Raw genomic sequence first — 16514 nt, forward strand, 5'->3', positions numbered from 1 at the left:
CAGGTTCAATTGCAGCGGTCGTTTCCGGGAAGGAGGTGTTCGGCCATGAAATCGACAAACACCCGAACACGCGGCTGCTGATGGCGATGGCTTGGCCAGAGGGCCCAGAAGGTGCTTCGCTCGGTGCTCCATGGGTCCAGAACGCTGACGAGCGAACCACGGTCCAGCGCATCACGCGTGGCGAAGTCGGGCAGGCACGCAATGCCATGGCCATCGATGGCCATGTGCAGGATCGTCTCAAGATGATTGGCGGTCACTGCGGCAGTCAGCCGGGTTTCAGCGCCTCCCTCACGTGCGGGCAGTGGCCAGCGTTCGATCAGGCCGGTGCCGGGAAAGCGATGGAGAAGGCATGCGTGGCCGCTCAGGTCATCCGGGTGCTGCGGCGTACCGCGTCTGGCGAAGTAGGCAGGCGCGCCCACACACAACAACCGGGTACTGCCGAGGTTGCGGCCGTGCAGCCGGGAGTCGGCGGGGCTGCCTGTGCGGACGACGGCATCGAAGCCTTCCTCGATGACATCGACCAGGCGGTCGCTGAAGTGCAGGTCGAGTTCGATGGCGGGGAAGCGCTGCGCAAACGCCGAAAGCACCGGCAGCATCAGACCGCTGGCGAGTGGAAGACTGACCTTCAGGCGACCGCTGGGCGCGGCGTGGGCATCGGTCAGTTCGCGTTCTGCCGCAGCGACCTCGATCATGATGCGGCGGCAGCGTTCAAGGAACTGCTCGCCTTCGGCAGTCAGGCTGACGCTGCGGGTATTGCGATTCAGCAGGCGGGCGCCCAGGCGCTCTTCCAGCCGGGCGATGGTCTTGCTTGCGGCCGAAGGGGTGATGCCACGCTGTCGTGCTGCGGCCGCGAAGCTGCGTGCTTCGGCGACCAGAACGAAGAGGCTGAGACCGGCAAAGCTGTCCATGACGTGGCCATTGATGACGTTTGTGTCATTAAAGTATGGAGCGAATGACGGATTCTTACGCAATAGCGTCGTCGATAGCATCAATGCGGTGGCGCTTGGCCACGCTCGAGTTTCATCGACATGTCTGTTGCCTCTGCTGAGACGGCCGGATCATCACGCTTTGGCGTGGTGCTGGCAGGGTGTCTGACGGCGCTCACCATTCCCTTGAGCATTGCCAGCCCCGCCGTGGGCATTCCTGCCATCCGGGACGCGCTGGGCGGTTCCCCTGCGGCGTTGTCCTGGATCATCAACGCCTATCTGTTGACCTACGGCTGCACCACGCTGGTGGCCGGTGGACTGGCCGATCTGCATGGCAGGCGCCGGATCTGGATTCTGGGCGGCGCGTTGTTTGCGCTCGTCACCGGCCTGATTCCCTTGATGCCCGATGTGGCGTGGATCAATGTCCTGAGACTGCTCCAGGGGATGGCGGCGTCGGCAGCGTTTGCCGGCGCGATGGCGTCGCTGGCGCAGGTGTTCGACGGCCAGGCGCGGGCAAGGGTTTTCAGCCTGATCGGCACCACCTTTGGTGCAGGGGCCGCAGGCGGTCCGCTGCTGGCGGGCGGGTTGATCGATGCGCTGGGCTGGGAATGGGTGTTCTTCCTGCCTGCGTTGCTGGCCGCCCTGACCGTACCGCTGGTCGCCCTGTCATCCGCCGAATCGAGAAACGCCGGTTCGCCGCGCCTGGATTGGCTGGGGGCCATCACCTTCATGCTGGCGCTGGGCTCACTCACCTACGCCATGATCGTGTTGCCGGAACGTGGCTTGCTGCATCCGCAGACGCTGGTACTGCTGGCGCTCCCGGTGGTGTTGCTGGGCCTGTTCATTGCCGTGGAGCGCTCCCATCGAACACCTCTGCTGGATCTCGGCCTGTTCCGCAACCGGCGCTTTGTTGGCGTGCAGATTCTCGCCGCTGCACCCGCGTTCTCCTACGTCGTCCTTCTGGTCGTGCTGCCGGCGGGCTTCATCGGTGTTGAAGGACTGCGACCCACCGAGGCTGGACTGGCGATGGCAGCGCTGTCTGCACCCTTGCTGGTTGTTCCCCTGGTTGCCGGCTACCTGCTGCGCTGGATTCCGGCGCGGACGCTGTGCTGTGCGGGCCTGCTGATCGGTGCTCTTGGGCTGGCATGGCTGGCGCAGGTGTTCCAGTTCCCGTCGGTGCGCTGGATGCCGATGCTGGTCATCGGAATCGGCATCGGCCTTCCCTGGGGGATCATGGATGGCCTGGCGGTCAGCGTGGTCGGCAAGGAACAGGCCGGCATGGCCGCTGGCATCTTCAATGCGATGCGACTGGCAGGCGATTCCATTGCCCTCGCGCTTGTCGGCATCATGCTCTCGGCCCGGATTGGCGGGAACATGATGCTGGAGGCCGGCGTCGTGGCCCGTGCCGCCGTGCGCAGGCTGTCCATGGGCGACCTTGGCGGAGCGGTGGAGGCATTGCCCGGCGTTTCGAGAACGGCGCTTGCCCAGGCATACGTGGAGGCCGTCCGTGGCCAGCTGTTTGTCCTGGCGATGGCGACCGTGCTGACCGCCATCGTGCTTGGGTACCTGTTGCGCGAAGAGGTCGAGCCTGGCCTGAGCAGGGGCAGTCAGTAGCGCGGGTCGGCGATGGCCGGCAGCACCAGTTCGCGCACGAAGCCGGACGGTGACAACTGCAGCAGCGCGCGCACCATCGCAACGACGTCGTGCACCGGCACCAGTTCACCGTCGCCGCGCGCTGCGGCCTCTGAAACCGGAACCGACAGCGCATCGTCGGTGTTGAGGTAGCCCAGCTGCAGGCTGGTCACCGCCAGGCGGCGATCGCGGAAACCCTCGCGCAGTGCATCGGCGATGCCGTTGAGTGCGAACTTGGATGCACCGAACGCCACTTCCGGGCGGCCGCTGCGCGGCAGTGCCGAGGTCGACCCGGTCAGCACCAGCTGCGGGCGTGGCGCGCCCAGCACCCGCGGCAGCAGGCGCTGCAGCAGCACCAGGGTCGCGGTGATGTTGACGTCGACCAGCTGGGTGAGCGCGGCATCGCTCTCGTCGAGGAAGGCGTACTCGTCGCTGAAGGCGGTCTCTTCCCAGATGCCCAGGTTGTGGATCAGCACATCCAGATCGGCCGGTGCCTGCGCTGCGATGTGATTGGCAGCCAGGGTGGGTTGGGACAGATCGGCCTCGATCCACTGCAGGATGACACCCTCGGGGCATTCAAGGTCGCGCGGACGGCTGCGCGAAACGCCGATGACGGTGTCGCCCGCACTGCACAGGCCTTCCACGAACGCCCGACCCAGGCCCCTGCTGGCGCCGATGACCATCAATTTCATGTTGCTTCCTTGTTGTACTGCGGCGGCCTCAGTCGGCAGCCAGAATGGTGTCCCAGTCGGCGAACGCGCGCAGGCCGCTGCGCTCGGCGGTAATGATCGAGGCGGTGTTGTCGAGCTGGCAACGGTACTGAGGCTGCAGCCCGGCCGCCTGCGCGGACATGGCCATGGCGTGTGCCAGCTGGCGCGCGTGCCCGCGACCGCGGGCCTCGGGCAGGGTCAGCACGCCCATGTCGGCCAGGGCTGGATCCAGGCTCCACGGGTACATGCTTCCCGCGGCAACCAGCCGCTCGCCATCGAAGGCGCCGAACACCTGCCAGTGGTCCAGCTCGACCCAGGCGGCATCGAGATCCTCTTCGCTGGCGTTGGCCTGGAACACCTCGAACGCGGCTGCGTCGGCCGGGTCGAGACGGCGGATATGTGGTGGTGCAGGGCGCGCGGCCAGGGCCGCAAGTTCTGCGGCAGGGAAGTAGAAGACACGATCCGCACCATGCGTGCGCTGGCCGAGCTGCTGCAGGCGCTGTTGCAGCTGTGCCAGCGTCCAGTGCGGTTGCGCATGCAGGTGCAGGCGAGCCGCCAGGGCAGGGCGCAACAGTGCGCGAGCGGGGCCGACGAGTGGATGCAGCAGCATGCCGTCCTCGCCCTCGTCGAAATCATCGCTGCACGCCAACTGCAGCAGTGGATCATCCTGCAGCGTGCGCTGCCCGCAGAACACGCCGCGCCAGGTCGCATCGATCAACGGGGCAAACACATCATCCATGACCGGTGTCTCGCTCAGTGCCGGGGCAGGTCCACCTGCAGGCCGGCGGCCTTCCATTCGGGGTAACCGGCGGCGAGCCGCTGCGCGGTCAGTCCGGCCTCGCGCAGCATCGCCACCGCATCGTTGGACAGCACGCAGTAGGGGCCGCGGCAGTACGCGACAATGTGGACGGCACGCGGCAGTTCGTCCATCCGTGCACGCAGTTCCGTAACGGGAATGTTCAGCGCGCCGGGCAGGTGGCCCAGATCGAATTCCTCGCGCGGCCGCACATCCAGCAGCACCACGCTGCTGCGTTGTTCCAGCAGCTGCTCCACGGTCAGTCCTTCCAGCGCATCGCGGCGCTGCAGGCTGTCGTGGATCACGCCGTGCATTTCGCTGCGCTGGTGGTCGGCATAGTCGCGCAGTGCGGCCAGCAGGTTGCCCAGCGGGCCATCACCGCTGCGGTAGAGGATGCGCTTGCCGTCACGGCGGGTCTGTACCAGGCCGGCACGGCGCAGCTGCTGCAGGTGCTGGGAGGTATTGGCCACCGACAGGCCGGTCAGTTCAGCCAGGCGTTCCACGGCGCGCTCGCCTTGGGCGATGTGCTCCAGCAGGGCCAGGCGATGGGCATGGCCGAGCGTGCGGGCGATCTCGGCCAAGGCCTCAAGCGGTGAGGGTGGTGGCTCTGTTGCAGCGTTCATGCGGGGCACGCTAGCATCGCTCTATCATTCAAGCAAATAATTGAAGGTGTGCGATATGCTTGGCCAGGCGACATTCGTGATGGATGCGGTGGTAGTCGGCGTGGGAGCGACCGCAGTAATGGACCTGTGGGCGGTGGTGCAGCGGCGGCTGTTCGGCATTCCCTCGTTGGATTTTGCGATGGTCGGGCGTTGGCTGGGGCACCTGCCACGCGGGCGCTTCCGCCACGATGGCATCGGCCGCGCGGCAGCGGTCGGTGGCGAGCGCGCGCTGGGGTGGACCGCGCATTACGTGATCGGTGTGGTGTTCGCCACGTTGTTGCTGGTCGTGGTCGGGAGCGATTGGGGGCAGGCACCCACCCTGTGGCCGGCGCTGGCCTTCGGCATTCTCAGTGTTGCCGCGCCGTTCTTCATCCTTCAGCCGGGCATGGGTGCCGGCATTGCTGCTTCGAAGACCCCGGCGCCGGGCAAGGCACGCCTGCGCAGCCTGGTGGCGCACAGCGTGTTCGGCGTGGGCATGTACCTTTCCGCGCTGCTGTTGGCCGCGGTTCGTGCAGGGTGAGCGAAAATCGGTGGGGTCACCGGCAACAGGAACACCCCGGCATGGAAGCACCTGATCCCTTCGCTGATGGCATGCCGCTACCGTGGGCATGGCAGGAAACGTTGGCCGATGCGCGCATCGAGCGGCAGTCGATCGGCGTGTCGCGCGCGGATGTAGCCCGTGTGCAACGGCCGGGGCAGGCCGATGCCTTCGTGAAGTCGGAAGTGATCGACGCCTTCAGTGAGCTCGGTGATGAGATCGCGCGCCTGCGCTGGCTGCAGGAACAGGGACAACCGGTACCAACGGTAATTGCCACCGCCGAAGAAGCGGGCCGGCGCTGGTTGCTGATGAGCGCGCTGCCCGGCCGCGACCTGGCTTCGTCGCCGGAACTCGCGCCGCAGCAGCTGGTGGAACTGCTGGCCGACGCGCTGCGCGGGCTGCATGCGTTGCCGGTGGCAGCCTGTCCGTTTGACCAGCGACTGGTCTCGCGCCTGCAGGCCGCGCAGGCCCGCGTCGAAGCGGGCCTGGTGGACGCCGATGATTTCGATGATGAGCGCCTGGGCCAGAGTCCGCAGCAGGTCTTCGCCGAATTGTGCAGCACCCGACCCGATCATGAAGACCTGGTGGTCAGCCATGGCGATGCCTGCCTGCCGAACCTGATGGTGGTCGAGGGGCGTTTCAGCGGTTTCATCGACTGTGGGCGACTGGGTGTTGCCGACCGCTACCAGGACCTGGCGCTGGCTGCGCGCAGCCTGGTCCACAACTTCGGCGACACGCGTTGGGTGGCGCCGTTGTTCCAGCGCTACGGCGCGGTGGCCGACGAGCGCCGGCTGGCGTTCTACCGCTTGCTCGACGAGTTCTTCTGACCCCGCGCGTGGCTGGCGATGGCCGCGCAGATCAGGCCACCCACCACGCTCAGGTGCTCCAGCGCGAAGAACAGGGCCAGCTGCTGTTCCGCGCCGTGCTTGGTCCAGAAGGTATGCACGACGACGATGGTCAGCAGCATGAACACTGCCAGCACGCCGCTGCCCAGCCAGAGCAGGCGATCAAGCAGCAGGCACAGTGAGCCACCCAGCAGCACCACCGCGCTGGCGAGGTTGAACAGCACAGGCGGCTGCAGCCCGGCGGCCTGCATTTCGGCCACGCTGTTGTCCCACGCCAGCAGCTTGGCCAGGCCCGAGGACAGGAACACCACGGCCAGCAGCAGCCGGGCGAGGAACCACAGCACGCGGCTGTCGAGCAGGGTGGCGATCATCCGTGGCATGCAGGAACTCCGGGTTGAGCGTGGGGCGGGCCGGGCAGCATCGGGCCTCAACCGCGGTTGAGGTCAAGGCTGGCTGAACGAAGCCCGATGGTGGTCGGGTTGTTGCCTTCTAATTGGACGAACGTTCGTTCACTATTTGCGCCATGAAGCGAGCCGACCGCAACGAGCAACGCATCGCGCAGATCCTGCAGGCCGCCCTGCAGTGCTTCCTCGCGAAGGGATTCCACCAGACCAGCATGCGTGACATCGCGCAGGCGGCCGGTGTCAGCCTGGGCAATCTCTACAACCACTTCCCGGGCAAGGAGGCGATCATCCTTGCCGTGGCGGTGGCTGAGAGCGAAGAGCTGGCACCGTTGCTGCAGCGACTGGCCGCGTCCGAAGGCGAGCGCGCACAGGTGCTGGCTTTCCTTCGGGACTTCCACGCACTGTGCCGGCAGCCGGAATGGGCGACGCTCGCCGTCGAAGTGCTGGCCGAGAGCGCACGCAATCCGGCCGTAGCCGAGGCATTTGCGGCCAATCGCAGGCAGTTGCAGGCGGTCCTGGCCGAAGCGCTGCAGCAGGTGGCACAGCGCGAACGCCGGCGTCCCGTGTTGGCCCCCGCATTGCAGGCGCAGGTGCTGCTGGATGCCATTGAAAGCGATGCACTGCGTCGGGGGCTGGGCGAGGCCGGTGGCGGCGATGAGGCATCGCTGGATCTTGGACTGCTCGCGCTGCTGCTCGGGGCGCGCGCATGAGTGCCGTTGACCGGCGATTGCACGGCCTTGATCTGGCGCGCTACCTGGCCTTGGCCGGCATGGTGCTGGTCAACTTCCGCCTGGCGATGGCCGTGCCGGCAGAGGGCGCCGGATGGTTGGCAGGCTTCTTCCACTTTCTGGAAGGCAAGGCTTCGGCGACGTTCGTTACGCTGGCTGGCTTGGGCCTGGTGTTGGCCACGCAGCGGCAAGGGGGGTGGCCGGCCAGCGTGCAGACCTGGAGGCGCGCGCTGTTCCTGATGGTGCTGGGCCTGCTCAACCTGACCCTGTTCCCGGCCGATATCCTGCACTACTACGCGGTGTATTTCGCGCTGGCCGTGGTGTGGCTGCGTGCCTCGCCGCGCGTGCTGCTGGCCAGCATCGTGGGCCTGGCGGCCTGTTCGTTCTGGGCGTTGCTGCACTGGGATTACAGCCAGGGATGGAACTGGCAGACGCTGGAATACGCCGGCCTGTGGCAGTGGCCGGGCGCGGCCCGCAACCTGCTGTTCAATGGCTTCCACCCGTTGATGCCGTGGCTGTGCTTCTTCCTGCTGGGGATGCTGCTGGCACGGCTTCAGTTGTCGCAGCCGCGGGTGCAGCATGCATTGCTGGTGCTGGGGCTGCTGTTGATCGGGGCTGGACATGGCGTGCAGCAGCTTGCGCAGGGAACGCCCTGGCAGGTGTGGCTGGGAACGCAGCCGATGCCGCCGGGACCGGCTTATGTGCTTACGGGTGCGGGTGCGGCCTGCAGTGTCATCGCCGCGTGCCTGTGGCTGGCGCGTGTGCGACCGGGTGACTGGTTGGAGCCGTTCACCGCGGCCGGACGCATGACCCTGACCCTGTATGTGGGCCACATCCTGCTGGGCATGGGCACGCTGGAAAGCCTGGGCCTGCTCGATGGCAGCGCGTCGCTCGCATCGGTGCTGCTGTGGGCGCTGCTGTTCCTGATGCTGGCGACGGGCGCGGCCTGGCTATGGTCGTGGCAGTTCGCACGCGGCCCGCTGGAGACGGTGATGCGGCGCATCGCAGGCTAGTTCCCTGGTGGTGCTGAAGCGATGTTGTGACGGACATGTCTGTGCCGCGGCGAACGCATCTGCGATAGTGGTGGCAGGTAACACTTTCTGCTTGCATCCATGTCATTCGCTTCGGCGCAGCATCTCGGCGAAGTCCTGCAACAATCCTATGGCATCACCCCCACCGCCGTGGTGCCACGCCCGGTGGGCGCCGACGCCAATGCCAGCGTGTATCGCGTCGATGCGCGGCACGGGCAGTGGTGGTTGAAATGCCGTACCTACCAGGTCGCCCCAGCGGTGTGGGACAGCCTGCATTGGATGCGCGGCACGCTGGGTATCGATGAGATCGTCGCGCCGTGGCCGGCGTTGACCGGTGGTGCGTCTGTGCAGCGCTGGGGATTGCAGTTCACCCTGTTCCCGTATGTGGAAGGCCAGTCCGGGTTCGAGGCGGCGTTGAGCCGCACGCAGTGGAAACGGCTGGGGGAGGTGCTGCGGCGGCTGCATGGCGCGCAGTTGCCAGCGGAACTGCAGCAGGCACTGCCGATCGTACGGCTGGAAACCGCGGCGCTGGAGACCGTCGGGCAATGGTTGGCCGGCGAGGGCCTGGCGGCTGCGAAGGACGGGCTGGGCCGCGCATTCGTTTCGGTATGGGACCAGCAGCATGCGCGCATCGCGGCGCTGCATGCGCAGGCACGGGAGCTGCTCGCGGCGTTGCAGGACGCGCCGGTAGACCTGCATCTGTGCCACACCGATCTGCATGCCGGCAACCTGCTGATGGGCAATGACGGGGGCCTGCACCTGATCGATTGGGATGGTCTGTCGCTGGCCCCGCGCGAGCGTGACCTGATGTTCATCGGTGCCGCTGTTGGCGGGCGCTGGGGTCGCGAGAATCCACTGGGGTTCGAGGAGGGCTACGGCAGCGACCGCGGTGACCCACGCTGGATCGCCTGGTACCGGCACTGGCGCATTCTGCAGGACCTGATCGAGTTCCAGCAGGTGCTGCTGGGCAGTGACGGAGAGGACCGATCGCCGCAGCTGCGCCGGCAGTCGCTGCACTACCTGGGGGAGCAGTTCGCACCGGGCAATGTGTTCGATGCGGCGGAGCGGGTATATCGCGCGCTGGATCAGGTTCCAGGCCGTTGCCAGGATCGCCCTAGGTAGAGTCGACTGTTAGTCGACTGCGCTTCGATTGGAACAGGCAAAGCCCGCGCTGCGCGCGGGAGTCGACTAACAGTCGACTCTACCCATGGCCTGTCCATGCACGACCCGTGGCTTGCCCGTGCAGGCCCCATGGCTTGTCCATGCAGATGGTTTTCATTCGGCGGGCTTGGCTGCTGCCGAGGCCGCCGCGCTTGCGGCGCGGCGCGACAACACCGCTTCGCGGTGGGCGATGTAGGCGTTGGCGGCGAGGATGATGCCGGCACCGATGAGCGTCCAGCGATCCACGCTTTCGTTGAACAGCAGCCAGCCGAGCAGCGTTACCAGCGGCAGCTGCAGGAAGCTGATCGGGGTCAGCGCCGAGACTTCACCGAGCCGCAACGCCCGCGTCCACAGCAGCTGACCGACGGTGCCCAGCACGCCGGTGGCCAGCAGCCACAGCCACGCCATGCCGGAGGGCCAGACCCAGACGAACAGTGCCGGGACCAGCGACAGCGGCACCCAGAACACGTAGGTGTAGAGCACCACGGTGTCAGCGCTGTCGACACGGGTCAGCTGCTTGATCTGGATCGCCACCAATGAGCTGAGCACGGCGGCTGCCACCGCTACCAGGCTGCCCGCGGTGAAGCCGGCGGTACCGGGGCGCACGATCACCAGCACACCGATGAATCCAACCACCACCGCGGCCCAGCGCCGTATACGCACGGTCTCGCCCAGCCACAGCACGGCGGCGATGGTGACGAACAACGGCGTGGAGTACGAGAGGGAAACCGCCTGCGCCAGTGGCAGATGGCCCAGTGCCCAGAACGCGCACAGCATCGAACCCAAGCCAATCGCACTGCGCACGAAATAACGCGGCAGCTGCTGCGTTTTCAGTGGTGCATGGCCGGGGCGCAGCAGCATCGGCAGCAACGCGAGCAGGCCAAAGGCATTGCGAAAGAACGCCACTTCCTGGGTTGGTACGTACCGGGTGGCGTAGCGGATGGCGACGGCCATCAGGCCGAATGCCATCGTGCTGCCGAGCATCAGCAGCGCCGCCCGCATCGGGGTGGCGCTGGGGGAGAGGGCGGGGGTGTTCACCACTGTGCGCCGAGCAGGCGGGGCTCCGGTTCGATCGGCACGCCGAACTTCTCCAGCACCGAAGCGGAGATGCGTCGCGCCAGCGCCAGCAGTTCAGCACCGCTGGCATTGCCATGGTTGACCAGTACCAGCGCGTGGCTGGGGGCCACGCCGGCATCGCCTTCGCGGAAGCCCTTCCAGCCGCAGGACTCGATCATCCATGCCGCCGAGACCTTGCGCTTGTCGTCCTGCTCGGCCGGGAACACGGGCAGGTCGGGGAAGTGCTGCAGCAGGACGTCGACCTGTTCCAGCGGCAGCACCGGGTTCTTGAAGAAACTGCCGGCGTTGCCCAGCACATCCGGGTCGGGGAGCTTGCGGCGGCGGATCGCGATCACCGCGTTGGCCACGTCCACTGCGCTCGGCAGCTCCACGCCCTGTGCCTGCAGTTCCTCGCGGATGCCGGCATAGTCCATGCGCAGGTCGTGCAGCAGCGGCAACTTCAGTTCGATGGCGGTGATCAGGTAGCGGTCCATCTGCTGCTTGAACACGCTGTCGCGGTAGGTGAAGCGACACTGCTCGTTGTCCAGCCGTACCCAGGTTTGTTCCTGGCAGTCCCAGGCCTCGACCGCCTGGATGAACTCGCCGACCTGCGCACCGTAGGCGCCGATGTTCTGGATCGGCGCGGCACCGGCGGTGCCGGGAATCAGGGCCAGGTTCTCCAGCCCGGACAAGCCTTCCTGCAGCGACCACATCACCAGGCCATGCCAGGGGACGCCGGCCCCGGCGCGGATCACTGCGTGGTCAGCGCGGTGTTCCAGGAAACTGATGTCACGGTTGCCGAACACCAGCACGGTGCCCGGCAGGTCTTCGGCGATCAGTACGTTGCTGCCGGCACCCAGTACCAACAGGGGACCGCTGGCCACTTCGGGCAATGCCAGCACTTCCGGCAGCAGTGCGGCATCGTGCAGTTCCAGCAGCTGCGCGGCGCTGGCCTGCACGTGGAAGGTGTTCAGCGCCTGCAGTGGCGCATTGCGGGTGAGCGTCCAGCGCAGCGGGGCGTTGCCGTCGACGGTATCCATGGGCGCGCTCACAGTGGGGCCACCGCGCCGCGGCTCGGCGCTTCGCGGCGGCGACGGATCGCCTCCACGCATTCGGAGACCAACGCCGGGCCACGGAAGATCAAGCCGCTGTAGCACTGCACCAGCGCCGCGCCTGCGGCCATCTTGGCCACCGCATCGGCACCGGACAGGATGCCTCCGACACCCACCAGCGGCACCGACTCGGGCAGGCGCGAGCGCAGGCGGCGCAGCACCAGGGTGGACTGCTCCAGCACCGGCGCACCGGACAGGCCGCCGGCCTCGTTGGCCAGCGGGTCGCCGGCCACCTTGCTGTGGTCGATGGTGGTGTTGGTGGCGATCACGCCGTCCACCTGCAGTTCGCCCAGCACGCGCGCGGCGGCATCGATGTCGCGGTCACTCAGGTCCGGTGCAACCTTGACCAGCATCGGCACACGGCGGCCGTGGCGCGCCGCGAGATCTTCCTGGCGGTCGCGCAACTGGCTGACCAGCTGGCGCAGCGCGGTCTCTTCCTGCAATTCACGCAGGCCGGCGGTGTTGGGCGAGGAGATGTTGACGGTGATGTAGTCCGCCAGCGGATACACCTTGTCCAGGCAGGCGATGTAATCGTCCACCGCCTGTTCGTTCGGGGTGTCCTTGTTCTTGCCGATGTTGATGCCGAGCAGGCCGCGGCGGTTGCGCGCGCGCTCGACATTGCGCACCAGCGCGTCCACGCCCGCATTGTTGAAGCCCATGCGGTTGATGATCGCGTTGTGTTCCGGCAGGCGGAACAGGCGCGGCTGCGGGTTGCCGGCCTGCGGGCGCGGGGTGATGGTGCCGATCTCGACGAAGCCGAAGCCGAGCGCGAACAGCGCATCGATGTGCTCGCCATTCTTGTCCAGGCCGGCAGCCAGGCCGACCGGATTGGGGAAGGTCTGCCCGAACACCGTGCTGGGCATCGGCGCGATGCGTGCGGCCAGCAGCGGCGTGGTGCCGGTGCGGTAGGCCAGGTCCAGTGCGGACAGGCCCAGGCCGTGGGCGCGCTCGGCGTCGAGCGAGAACAGGAAGGGGCGGGCAAGCGAATACATGCGTCGGTTCAGTCCAGCGTGCCGAGGAAGGCTCGGGTTCGATATTCAAAAGCGACCTGGCCGTCGACCGCGTGGGCGGCGAACAGGTCCTGCAGAGCGTCGATCATCGGCGCGTGGCGAGGATGACCGGATTGGGGTGCGTAGGAGGAGGACAGCAGGCGCCCGCGCAGGGCGTCGAAGTCCAGATGCTGTACGTTCGGCAACTCCACCATGCCGCGCAGGCCGCGGCCGAACCAGGCCTGCATGGTGGCATCGTCCTGGTAGCGCTCGGCCACCGCGGTGTAATCGGTGCCGTAGTCCAGCAGCAGCTGTTCGTAGCCGACCAGGAATGGACTGGCATCGAGCAGGCGCGAATTCCAGTAGATCAGTGCCAGGCCACCGGGGCAGAGGATGCGCTGCCACTCGGCGCGCACCGCCACGGTGTCGAACCAGTGGAACGCCTGCGCGACGCTGACCAGATCGATGCTGGCATCGTCCAGGCCGGTGGCCTCGGCGCGGCCATCGACGGCGGAAAAGCCCGCATACTGCGGTGCCAGCCACTCTTCGGCGGCGGCGCGCATGGCGGCGTTGGGTTCAACCGCGACAACGGGATGGCCGCTGGCCAGAAACTGACGGCTGGAAATGCCGGTGCCAGCACCGATGTCGGCGACACGGGCCTGGTGACTGACATCCATCGGGCCGTGCAGCCATTCCAGCAGCGCGGGCGGGTAATCGGGCCGGTAGCGGACGTAGTCGGCGACGCGGCTGCTGAAGCGTTCAGTGCTGTCGGAAGTGGTCATGGCGTCAGTTCGACACCGCGGCCAGCCACGCCAGGCCACCGAAGAACAGGATGAAGACCAGGATGGCGGCAAGCACGGCGCCGACCATCACCCAGCCCAGCACCAGGCCGGTGACGGCCAGGCCATCACCTTCCAGTTCATGCGGGCGGCGGCGGATCTCGGCGCGGGCCATGTGGCCGGTGATGATGGCCACGATGCTGGCCACGAAGGGCAGGACGGTCCAGCTGGCGATGCCCATGACCAGGCTGACCACGGCCAGGGCGCTTGTCTGTCGGGGTGCCACGCTCATCGGGGTCCTCCTTGGCAGTGTGCACATGATAGTGCCTCTGCCCGGGCAATCCCATGCCCGGCGGATGCGATGGCAGGCGTGGACCCTGGTGGACAAACGAGGTGCCAGCCCTGGTAGGCGTCGACCTTGGTCGACGAAAGGCATGCCAACCAAGGTTGGCAGCTACCGGATTGCCGGTATCAGCCCATCAACACCTGGCCGCCATCCACGTTGAGCACGCTGCCGGTGACCCAGCGCGCCAGCGGCGAGCACAGGAACAGGGCGGCGTCGGCAATTTCGCGCGGATGGCCGAAGCGGCCGAACGGGATCTTCGCCAGGGTGCCGTGGTACAGCGCCGGATCTTCGGTGCGACGGCGATCCCACAGGCCGTCATCGAATTCAATCGAACCGGGGGCGATGGCGTTGACCCGGATCCGGTCCTTGGCCAGCGCCAATGCCTGCGACGTGGTGTAGTGCGACAGCGCGGCCTTGGCGGCGGCGTAGGGCGCGCCACCGGGGCGTGGCTGCTGTGCGGCGATCGAGGACAGGTTGAGGATGCAGGCATCGCTGGATGCGCGCAGCCATGGCAGTGCCAGGCGCGAGGCCCGTACCGCCGCCATCAGGTCGATCTGCAGGCTGGCGGCCCAGCCATCCTCGTCGTCGGCCATGCCGTAGCCGGTAGCGTTGTTGATCAGTACATCGATGCCGCCGAGTGCATCGGCAGCGGCCTGCAGCCAGGCCTGGATCTGGCCGGCGTCGGCCAGGTCGGCGGAGACGGTGTGCAGCGGGGTGCCCTGTGCCTGCGCATCGGCACGCAGGGCATCCAGGCCGGCCTGGCCGCGGGCGCAGACCGAGACCTGCGCACCGGCGCCGGCGAATGCCAGCGCCATTTCACGACCGATGCCCTTGCTGCCGCCGGCGATCAGCACGCGGCGACCGGTGAAATCGAGGGTCGGAGCCCCATTGAGGATCCGGCCCTGGGCAGGGGTCAGATCCCCGGAGGGGCTCTGACCCGCAGCCATGGCAGAAACGTCTGCCATCACAGATCGAACTTGATGCCCTGGGCCAGCGGCAGCGAGTCCGAATAGTTGATGGTGTTGGTCTGGCGGCGCATGTAGACCTTCCAGGCGTCCGAACCGGACTCGCGGCCACCGCCGGTGTCCTTTTCGCCACCGAAGGCGCCACCGATCTCCGCACCGGACGTGCCGATGTTGATGTTGGCGATGCCGCAGTCGCTGCCAGCGGCCGACAGGAACTTCTCGGCAGTCTTCAGGTTCTGGGTGAAGATCGAGGACGACAGGCCCTGCGGCACGCCATTCTGCATGTCGATGGCTTCATCGAGGGTGTCGTACGGCATCACGTACAGGATCGGCGCGAAGGTCTCGTGCTGGACCACGGCATCGCTGTTCTTCAGGCCGGAGACGATGGCCGGCAGCACGAAGTTGCCTGCGCGGTCGATGCGGGTGCCGCCGGTTTCGATGGTGCCGCCGGCAGCCTTGGCCTGGGCGATGGCATCGAGGAACTGCTGCACGGCGCCGTCGCTGTTCAGTGGGCCCATCAGGTTGGCCGCATCGGTCGGGTCGCCGATCTTGCCTTCGACCTGCTTGTAGGCCTTGACCAGAGTGGCCAGCACGTCGGCGTAGATCGAGCGGTGCACGATCAGGCGGCGGGTGGTGGTGCAGCGCTGGCCGGCGGTGCCGACAGCGCCGAACACGATGCCCGGCACGGCCAGCTTCAGGTCGGCGGTTTCGTCCAGGATGATGGCGTTGTTGCCACCCAGTTCCAGCAGGCAGCGGCCGAGGCGACGCGCGACCTTCTCGTTGACGGTGCGGCCGACCTGGGTCGAGCCGGTGAAGCTGATCAGCGGCACGCGACGGTCATCGACCATCTTTTCCGACAGCGCGGTGCCCGCATCGTTGATCAGGAAGAAGATGTCCGGGAAACCGGCTTCGCGCAGGGCGTCGTTGCAGATCTTCAGCGAGGCGATGGCGGTCAGCGGCGTCTTGTTGGACGGCTTCCAGATGCACACGTCGCCACAGATGGCGGCCAGGAACGAGTTCCAGCTCCACACCGCGACCGGGAAGTTGAAGGCGGAGATGATGCCGACCAGGCCCAGCGGGTGGTACTGCTCGTACATGCGGTGGCCGGGGCGCTCGGAATGCATGGTGTAGCCGTACAGCATGCGGCTCTGGCCCACGGCGAAATCGGCGATGTCGATCATCTCCTGCACTTCGCCGTCGCCTTCCGGCTTGCTCTTGCCCATTTCCAGCGCCACCAGCGAACCCAGGGCGTCCTTGTGCTTGCGCAGTGCTTCGCCGCACAGGCGCACGGCTTCGCCGCGACGCGGGGCTGGCGTGGTACGCCAGATCTTGAAGGCTTCCTGGGCGCGGGCGACGACGGTCTCGTACTCGGCCTCGGTGGTCGCGCGGACCTGCGCGATCGGCTCGCCGGTGGTCGGGTTGACCGGGGTGATCAGCTCACCGCTGGTCGCGCTCGACCACTCCCCGTTGCCCAGGTACGTGCCAGCGTTGATCGCGTCCAGGCCAAGGGACTTGAGCAGCTCGGAAGACATGCGGACTCCTGTGTTTCGTTACGTTGTTTGGTGCCATCGCGGGCAGGTGGGGGGCGCGATGAACTGAATCGCCGATGGTAGCAGAGCGGCCTGTCCGGCCATGGTGCAACGCGCCAGCGCCGCCGTGTGGAGCACGAATGCTTGGAGGGCAGGGTGTGTTGCCTGTAAACTTCCCGGCTGCATGGCCCCGTAGCTCAGCTGGATAGAGCGTCCCCCTCCTAAGGGGAAGGTCGCCCGTTCGAATCGGGCCGGGGTCACCAGAATCAGTCACTTGCGACGATTGGTGATCGAGTGGCGCTCCT

18 protein-coding genes and 1 tRNA gene are annotated in these 16514 nt (G+C 66.9%); 7 read left to right on the top strand and 12 right to left on the bottom strand.

The annotated features are described in order from the left end of the window. Positions 1 to 5: 5 nt before the first annotated feature. On the bottom strand, positions 6 to 908 hold the full coding sequence (locus Q9Q79_RS09035) for a LysR substrate-binding domain-containing protein (RefSeq protein ID WP_201862147.1): 903 nt from the start codon (positions 906 to 908) through the stop codon (positions 6 to 8). Between the two features lie 120 nt (positions 909 to 1028). On the opposite strand from Q9Q79_RS09035, the gene Q9Q79_RS09040 reads away from it, so the two are divergent. Beyond that, on the top strand, positions 1029 to 2540 hold the full coding sequence (locus Q9Q79_RS09040) for an MFS transporter (protein WP_171968860.1): 1512 nt from the start codon (positions 1029 to 1031) through the stop codon (positions 2538 to 2540). Here the strand turns inward: Q9Q79_RS09040 and Q9Q79_RS09045 are convergent. The 3 genes from Q9Q79_RS09045 to Q9Q79_RS09055 are packed head-to-tail and all read right to left on the bottom strand — an operon-like array spanning position 2534 to position 4687. Then, the gene (locus tag Q9Q79_RS09045) at positions 2534 to 3250 is read right to left on the bottom strand and encodes an SDR family oxidoreductase (RefSeq protein WP_043035046.1); all 717 of its coding nucleotides are present in this window, start codon (positions 3248 to 3250) and stop codon (positions 2534 to 2536) included. The genes Q9Q79_RS09040 and Q9Q79_RS09045 overlap by 7 nt on opposite strands. A gap of 28 nt (positions 3251 to 3278) precedes the next feature. Continuing rightward, positions 3279 to 4007 (bottom strand): GNAT family N-acetyltransferase, encoded by a 729-nt coding sequence (locus Q9Q79_RS09050; RefSeq protein WP_087803434.1) that lies wholly within the window; start codon positions 4005 to 4007, stop codon positions 3279 to 3281. A gap of 14 nt (positions 4008 to 4021) precedes the next feature. Beyond that, positions 4022 to 4687: a metalloregulator ArsR/SmtB family transcription factor gene (locus Q9Q79_RS09055; RefSeq protein WP_005409356.1), complete on the bottom strand. Its 666-nt coding sequence runs from the start codon at positions 4685 to 4687 to the stop codon at positions 4022 to 4024. A 55-nt stretch (positions 4688 to 4742) separates the two neighbouring features. Here Q9Q79_RS09055 and Q9Q79_RS09060 point away from each other — a divergent pair, with 55 nt between their 5' ends. After that, positions 4743 to 5246 carry a DUF2938 domain-containing protein gene (locus tag Q9Q79_RS09060; protein ID WP_076738959.1) on the top strand — a complete coding sequence of 168 codons (504 nt, stop codon included), beginning with the start codon at positions 4743 to 4745 and terminating at the stop codon, positions 5244 to 5246. Positions 5247 to 5287: 41 nt separating this feature from the next. After that, a complete protein-coding gene (locus Q9Q79_RS09065; RefSeq protein ID WP_201862114.1) occupies positions 5288 to 6091 on the top strand; it encodes an APH(3')-II family aminoglycoside O-phosphotransferase in 804 nt (267 codons plus the stop codon). On the opposite strand, the gene Q9Q79_RS09070 is transcribed toward Q9Q79_RS09065, so the two are convergent. Continuing rightward, positions 6064 to 6489: a DoxX family protein gene (locus tag Q9Q79_RS09070; RefSeq protein WP_088430215.1), complete on the bottom strand. Its 426-nt coding sequence runs from the start codon at positions 6487 to 6489 to the stop codon at positions 6064 to 6066. The two genes, Q9Q79_RS09065 and Q9Q79_RS09070, sit on opposite strands and share 28 nt — an antisense overlap. Before the next feature lie 143 nt (positions 6490 to 6632). Between Q9Q79_RS09070 and Q9Q79_RS09075 the strand changes: the two genes are divergently transcribed. The 3 genes from Q9Q79_RS09075 to Q9Q79_RS09085 all read left to right on the top strand — a co-directional run bounded on the left by Q9Q79_RS09075 (position 6633) and on the right by Q9Q79_RS09085 (position 9394). Further along, positions 6633 to 7223: a TetR/AcrR family transcriptional regulator gene (locus tag Q9Q79_RS09075; protein ID WP_024956902.1), complete on the top strand. Its 591-nt coding sequence runs from the start codon at positions 6633 to 6635 to the stop codon at positions 7221 to 7223. Further along, a complete protein-coding gene (locus Q9Q79_RS09080; protein ID WP_099497624.1) occupies positions 7220 to 8254 on the top strand; it encodes a heparan-alpha-glucosaminide N-acetyltransferase domain-containing protein in 1035 nt (344 codons plus the stop codon). The genes Q9Q79_RS09075 and Q9Q79_RS09080 overlap by 4 nt, the downstream gene beginning before the upstream one ends. Positions 8255 to 8353: 99 nt before the next feature. Next, complete coding sequence (locus Q9Q79_RS09085; protein WP_012480001.1) at positions 8354 to 9394, top strand: aminoglycoside phosphotransferase family protein; 1041 nt, start codon at positions 8354 to 8356, stop codon at positions 9392 to 9394. Between the two features lie 153 nt (positions 9395 to 9547). Here Q9Q79_RS09085 and Q9Q79_RS09090 read toward each other — a convergent pair whose 3' ends face one another. The 7 genes from Q9Q79_RS09090 to Q9Q79_RS09120 all read right to left on the bottom strand — a co-directional run bounded on the left by Q9Q79_RS09090 (position 9548) and on the right by Q9Q79_RS09120 (position 16212). After that, positions 9548 to 10435: a DMT family transporter gene (locus Q9Q79_RS09090; RefSeq protein ID WP_032966688.1), complete on the bottom strand. Its 888-nt coding sequence runs from the start codon at positions 10433 to 10435 to the stop codon at positions 9548 to 9550. Between the two features lie 32 nt (positions 10436 to 10467). Next, entirely contained in the window at positions 10468 to 11529 is a 1062-nt protein-coding gene (murB, locus tag Q9Q79_RS09095) for a UDP-N-acetylmuramate dehydrogenase (protein ID WP_005409364.1), read from the bottom strand. 8 nt (positions 11530 to 11537) lie between these two features. Further along, positions 11538 to 12593 carry a quinone-dependent dihydroorotate dehydrogenase gene (locus Q9Q79_RS09100; RefSeq protein ID WP_024956899.1) on the bottom strand — a complete coding sequence of 352 codons (1056 nt, stop codon included), beginning with the start codon at positions 12591 to 12593 and terminating at the stop codon, positions 11538 to 11540. Positions 12594 to 12601: 8 nt separating this feature from the next. After that, positions 12602 to 13372, bottom strand: coding sequence for a class I SAM-dependent methyltransferase (locus Q9Q79_RS09105; protein ID WP_201862115.1), 771 nt, complete (start codon positions 13370 to 13372; stop codon positions 12602 to 12604). A 4-nt stretch (positions 13373 to 13376) separates the two neighbouring features. Beyond that, positions 13377 to 13661 (bottom strand): DUF4190 domain-containing protein, encoded by a 285-nt coding sequence (locus tag Q9Q79_RS09110; protein ID WP_005413144.1) that lies wholly within the window; start codon positions 13659 to 13661, stop codon positions 13377 to 13379. Between the two features lie 179 nt (positions 13662 to 13840). Continuing rightward, positions 13841 to 14680, bottom strand: a complete 840-nt coding sequence (locus Q9Q79_RS09115) for an SDR family oxidoreductase (RefSeq protein ID WP_201862116.1) — start codon at positions 14678 to 14680, stop codon at positions 13841 to 13843. Continuing rightward, positions 14680 to 16212: an aldehyde dehydrogenase family protein gene (locus Q9Q79_RS09120; RefSeq protein ID WP_012480007.1), complete on the bottom strand. Its 1533-nt coding sequence runs from the start codon at positions 16210 to 16212 to the stop codon at positions 14680 to 14682. The genes Q9Q79_RS09115 and Q9Q79_RS09120 overlap by 1 nt, the downstream gene beginning before the upstream one ends. Before the next feature lie 183 nt (positions 16213 to 16395). On the opposite strand from Q9Q79_RS09120, the gene Q9Q79_RS09125 reads away from it, so the two are divergent. After that, positions 16396 to 16472, top strand: a tRNA-Arg gene (locus tag Q9Q79_RS09125). The last annotated feature ends 42 nt before the right edge of the window (positions 16473 to 16514 follow it).

The organism is Stenotrophomonas sp. a6, assembly GCF_030913325.1.
Lineage (GTDB): Bacteria > Pseudomonadota > Gammaproteobacteria > Xanthomonadales > Xanthomonadaceae > Stenotrophomonas > Stenotrophomonas maltophilia.

What these genes read in the sequence shown, in the direction of transcription:
- Q9Q79_RS09035 (WP_201862147.1), bottom strand. Translation starts at nt 908, where the DNA reads ATGGACAGCTTTGCCGGTCTCAGCCTCTTCGTTCTGGTCGCCGAAGCA.
- Q9Q79_RS09040 (WP_171968860.1), top strand. Translation starts at nt 1,029, where the DNA reads ATGTCTGTTGCCTCTGCTGAGACGGCCGGATCATCACGCTTTGGCGTG.
- Q9Q79_RS09045 (WP_043035046.1), bottom strand. Translation starts at nt 3,250, where the DNA reads ATGAAATTGATGGTCATCGGCGCCAGCAGGGGCCTGGGTCGGGCGTTC.
- Q9Q79_RS09050 (WP_087803434.1), bottom strand. Translation starts at nt 4,007, where the DNA reads ATGGATGATGTGTTTGCCCCGTTGATCGATGCGACCTGGCGCGGCGTG.
- Q9Q79_RS09055 (WP_005409356.1), bottom strand. Translation starts at nt 4,687, where the DNA reads ATGAACGCTGCAACAGAGCCACCACCCTCACCGCTTGAGGCCTTGGCC.
- Q9Q79_RS09060 (WP_076738959.1), top strand. Translation starts at nt 4,743, where the DNA reads ATGCTTGGCCAGGCGACATTCGTGATGGATGCGGTGGTAGTCGGCGTG.
- Q9Q79_RS09065 (WP_201862114.1), top strand. Translation starts at nt 5,288, where the DNA reads ATGGAAGCACCTGATCCCTTCGCTGATGGCATGCCGCTACCGTGGGCA.
- Q9Q79_RS09070 (WP_088430215.1), bottom strand. Translation starts at nt 6,489, where the DNA reads ATGCCACGGATGATCGCCACCCTGCTCGACAGCCGCGTGCTGTGGTTC.
- Q9Q79_RS09075 (WP_024956902.1), top strand. Translation starts at nt 6,633, where the DNA reads ATGAAGCGAGCCGACCGCAACGAGCAACGCATCGCGCAGATCCTGCAG.
- Q9Q79_RS09080 (WP_099497624.1), top strand. Translation starts at nt 7,220, where the DNA reads ATGAGTGCCGTTGACCGGCGATTGCACGGCCTTGATCTGGCGCGCTAC.
- Q9Q79_RS09085 (WP_012480001.1), top strand. Translation starts at nt 8,354, where the DNA reads ATGTCATTCGCTTCGGCGCAGCATCTCGGCGAAGTCCTGCAACAATCC.
- Q9Q79_RS09090 (WP_032966688.1), bottom strand. Translation starts at nt 10,435, where the DNA reads ATGCGGGCGGCGCTGCTGATGCTCGGCAGCACGATGGCATTCGGCCTG.
- murB (WP_005409364.1), bottom strand. Translation starts at nt 11,529, where the DNA reads ATGGATACCGTCGACGGCAACGCCCCGCTGCGCTGGACGCTCACCCGC.
- Q9Q79_RS09100 (WP_024956899.1), bottom strand. Translation starts at nt 12,593, where the DNA reads ATGTATTCGCTTGCCCGCCCCTTCCTGTTCTCGCTCGACGCCGAGCGC.
- Q9Q79_RS09105 (WP_201862115.1), bottom strand. Translation starts at nt 13,372, where the DNA reads ATGACCACTTCCGACAGCACTGAACGCTTCAGCAGCCGCGTCGCCGAC.
- Q9Q79_RS09110 (WP_005413144.1), bottom strand. Translation starts at nt 13,661, where the DNA reads ATGAGCGTGGCACCCCGACAGACAAGCGCCCTGGCCGTGGTCAGCCTG.
- Q9Q79_RS09115 (WP_201862116.1), bottom strand. Translation starts at nt 14,680, where the DNA reads ATGGCAGACGTTTCTGCCATGGCTGCGGGTCAGAGCCCCTCCGGGGAT.
- Q9Q79_RS09120 (WP_012480007.1), bottom strand. Translation starts at nt 16,212, where the DNA reads ATGTCTTCCGAGCTGCTCAAGTCCCTTGGCCTGGACGCGATCAACGCT.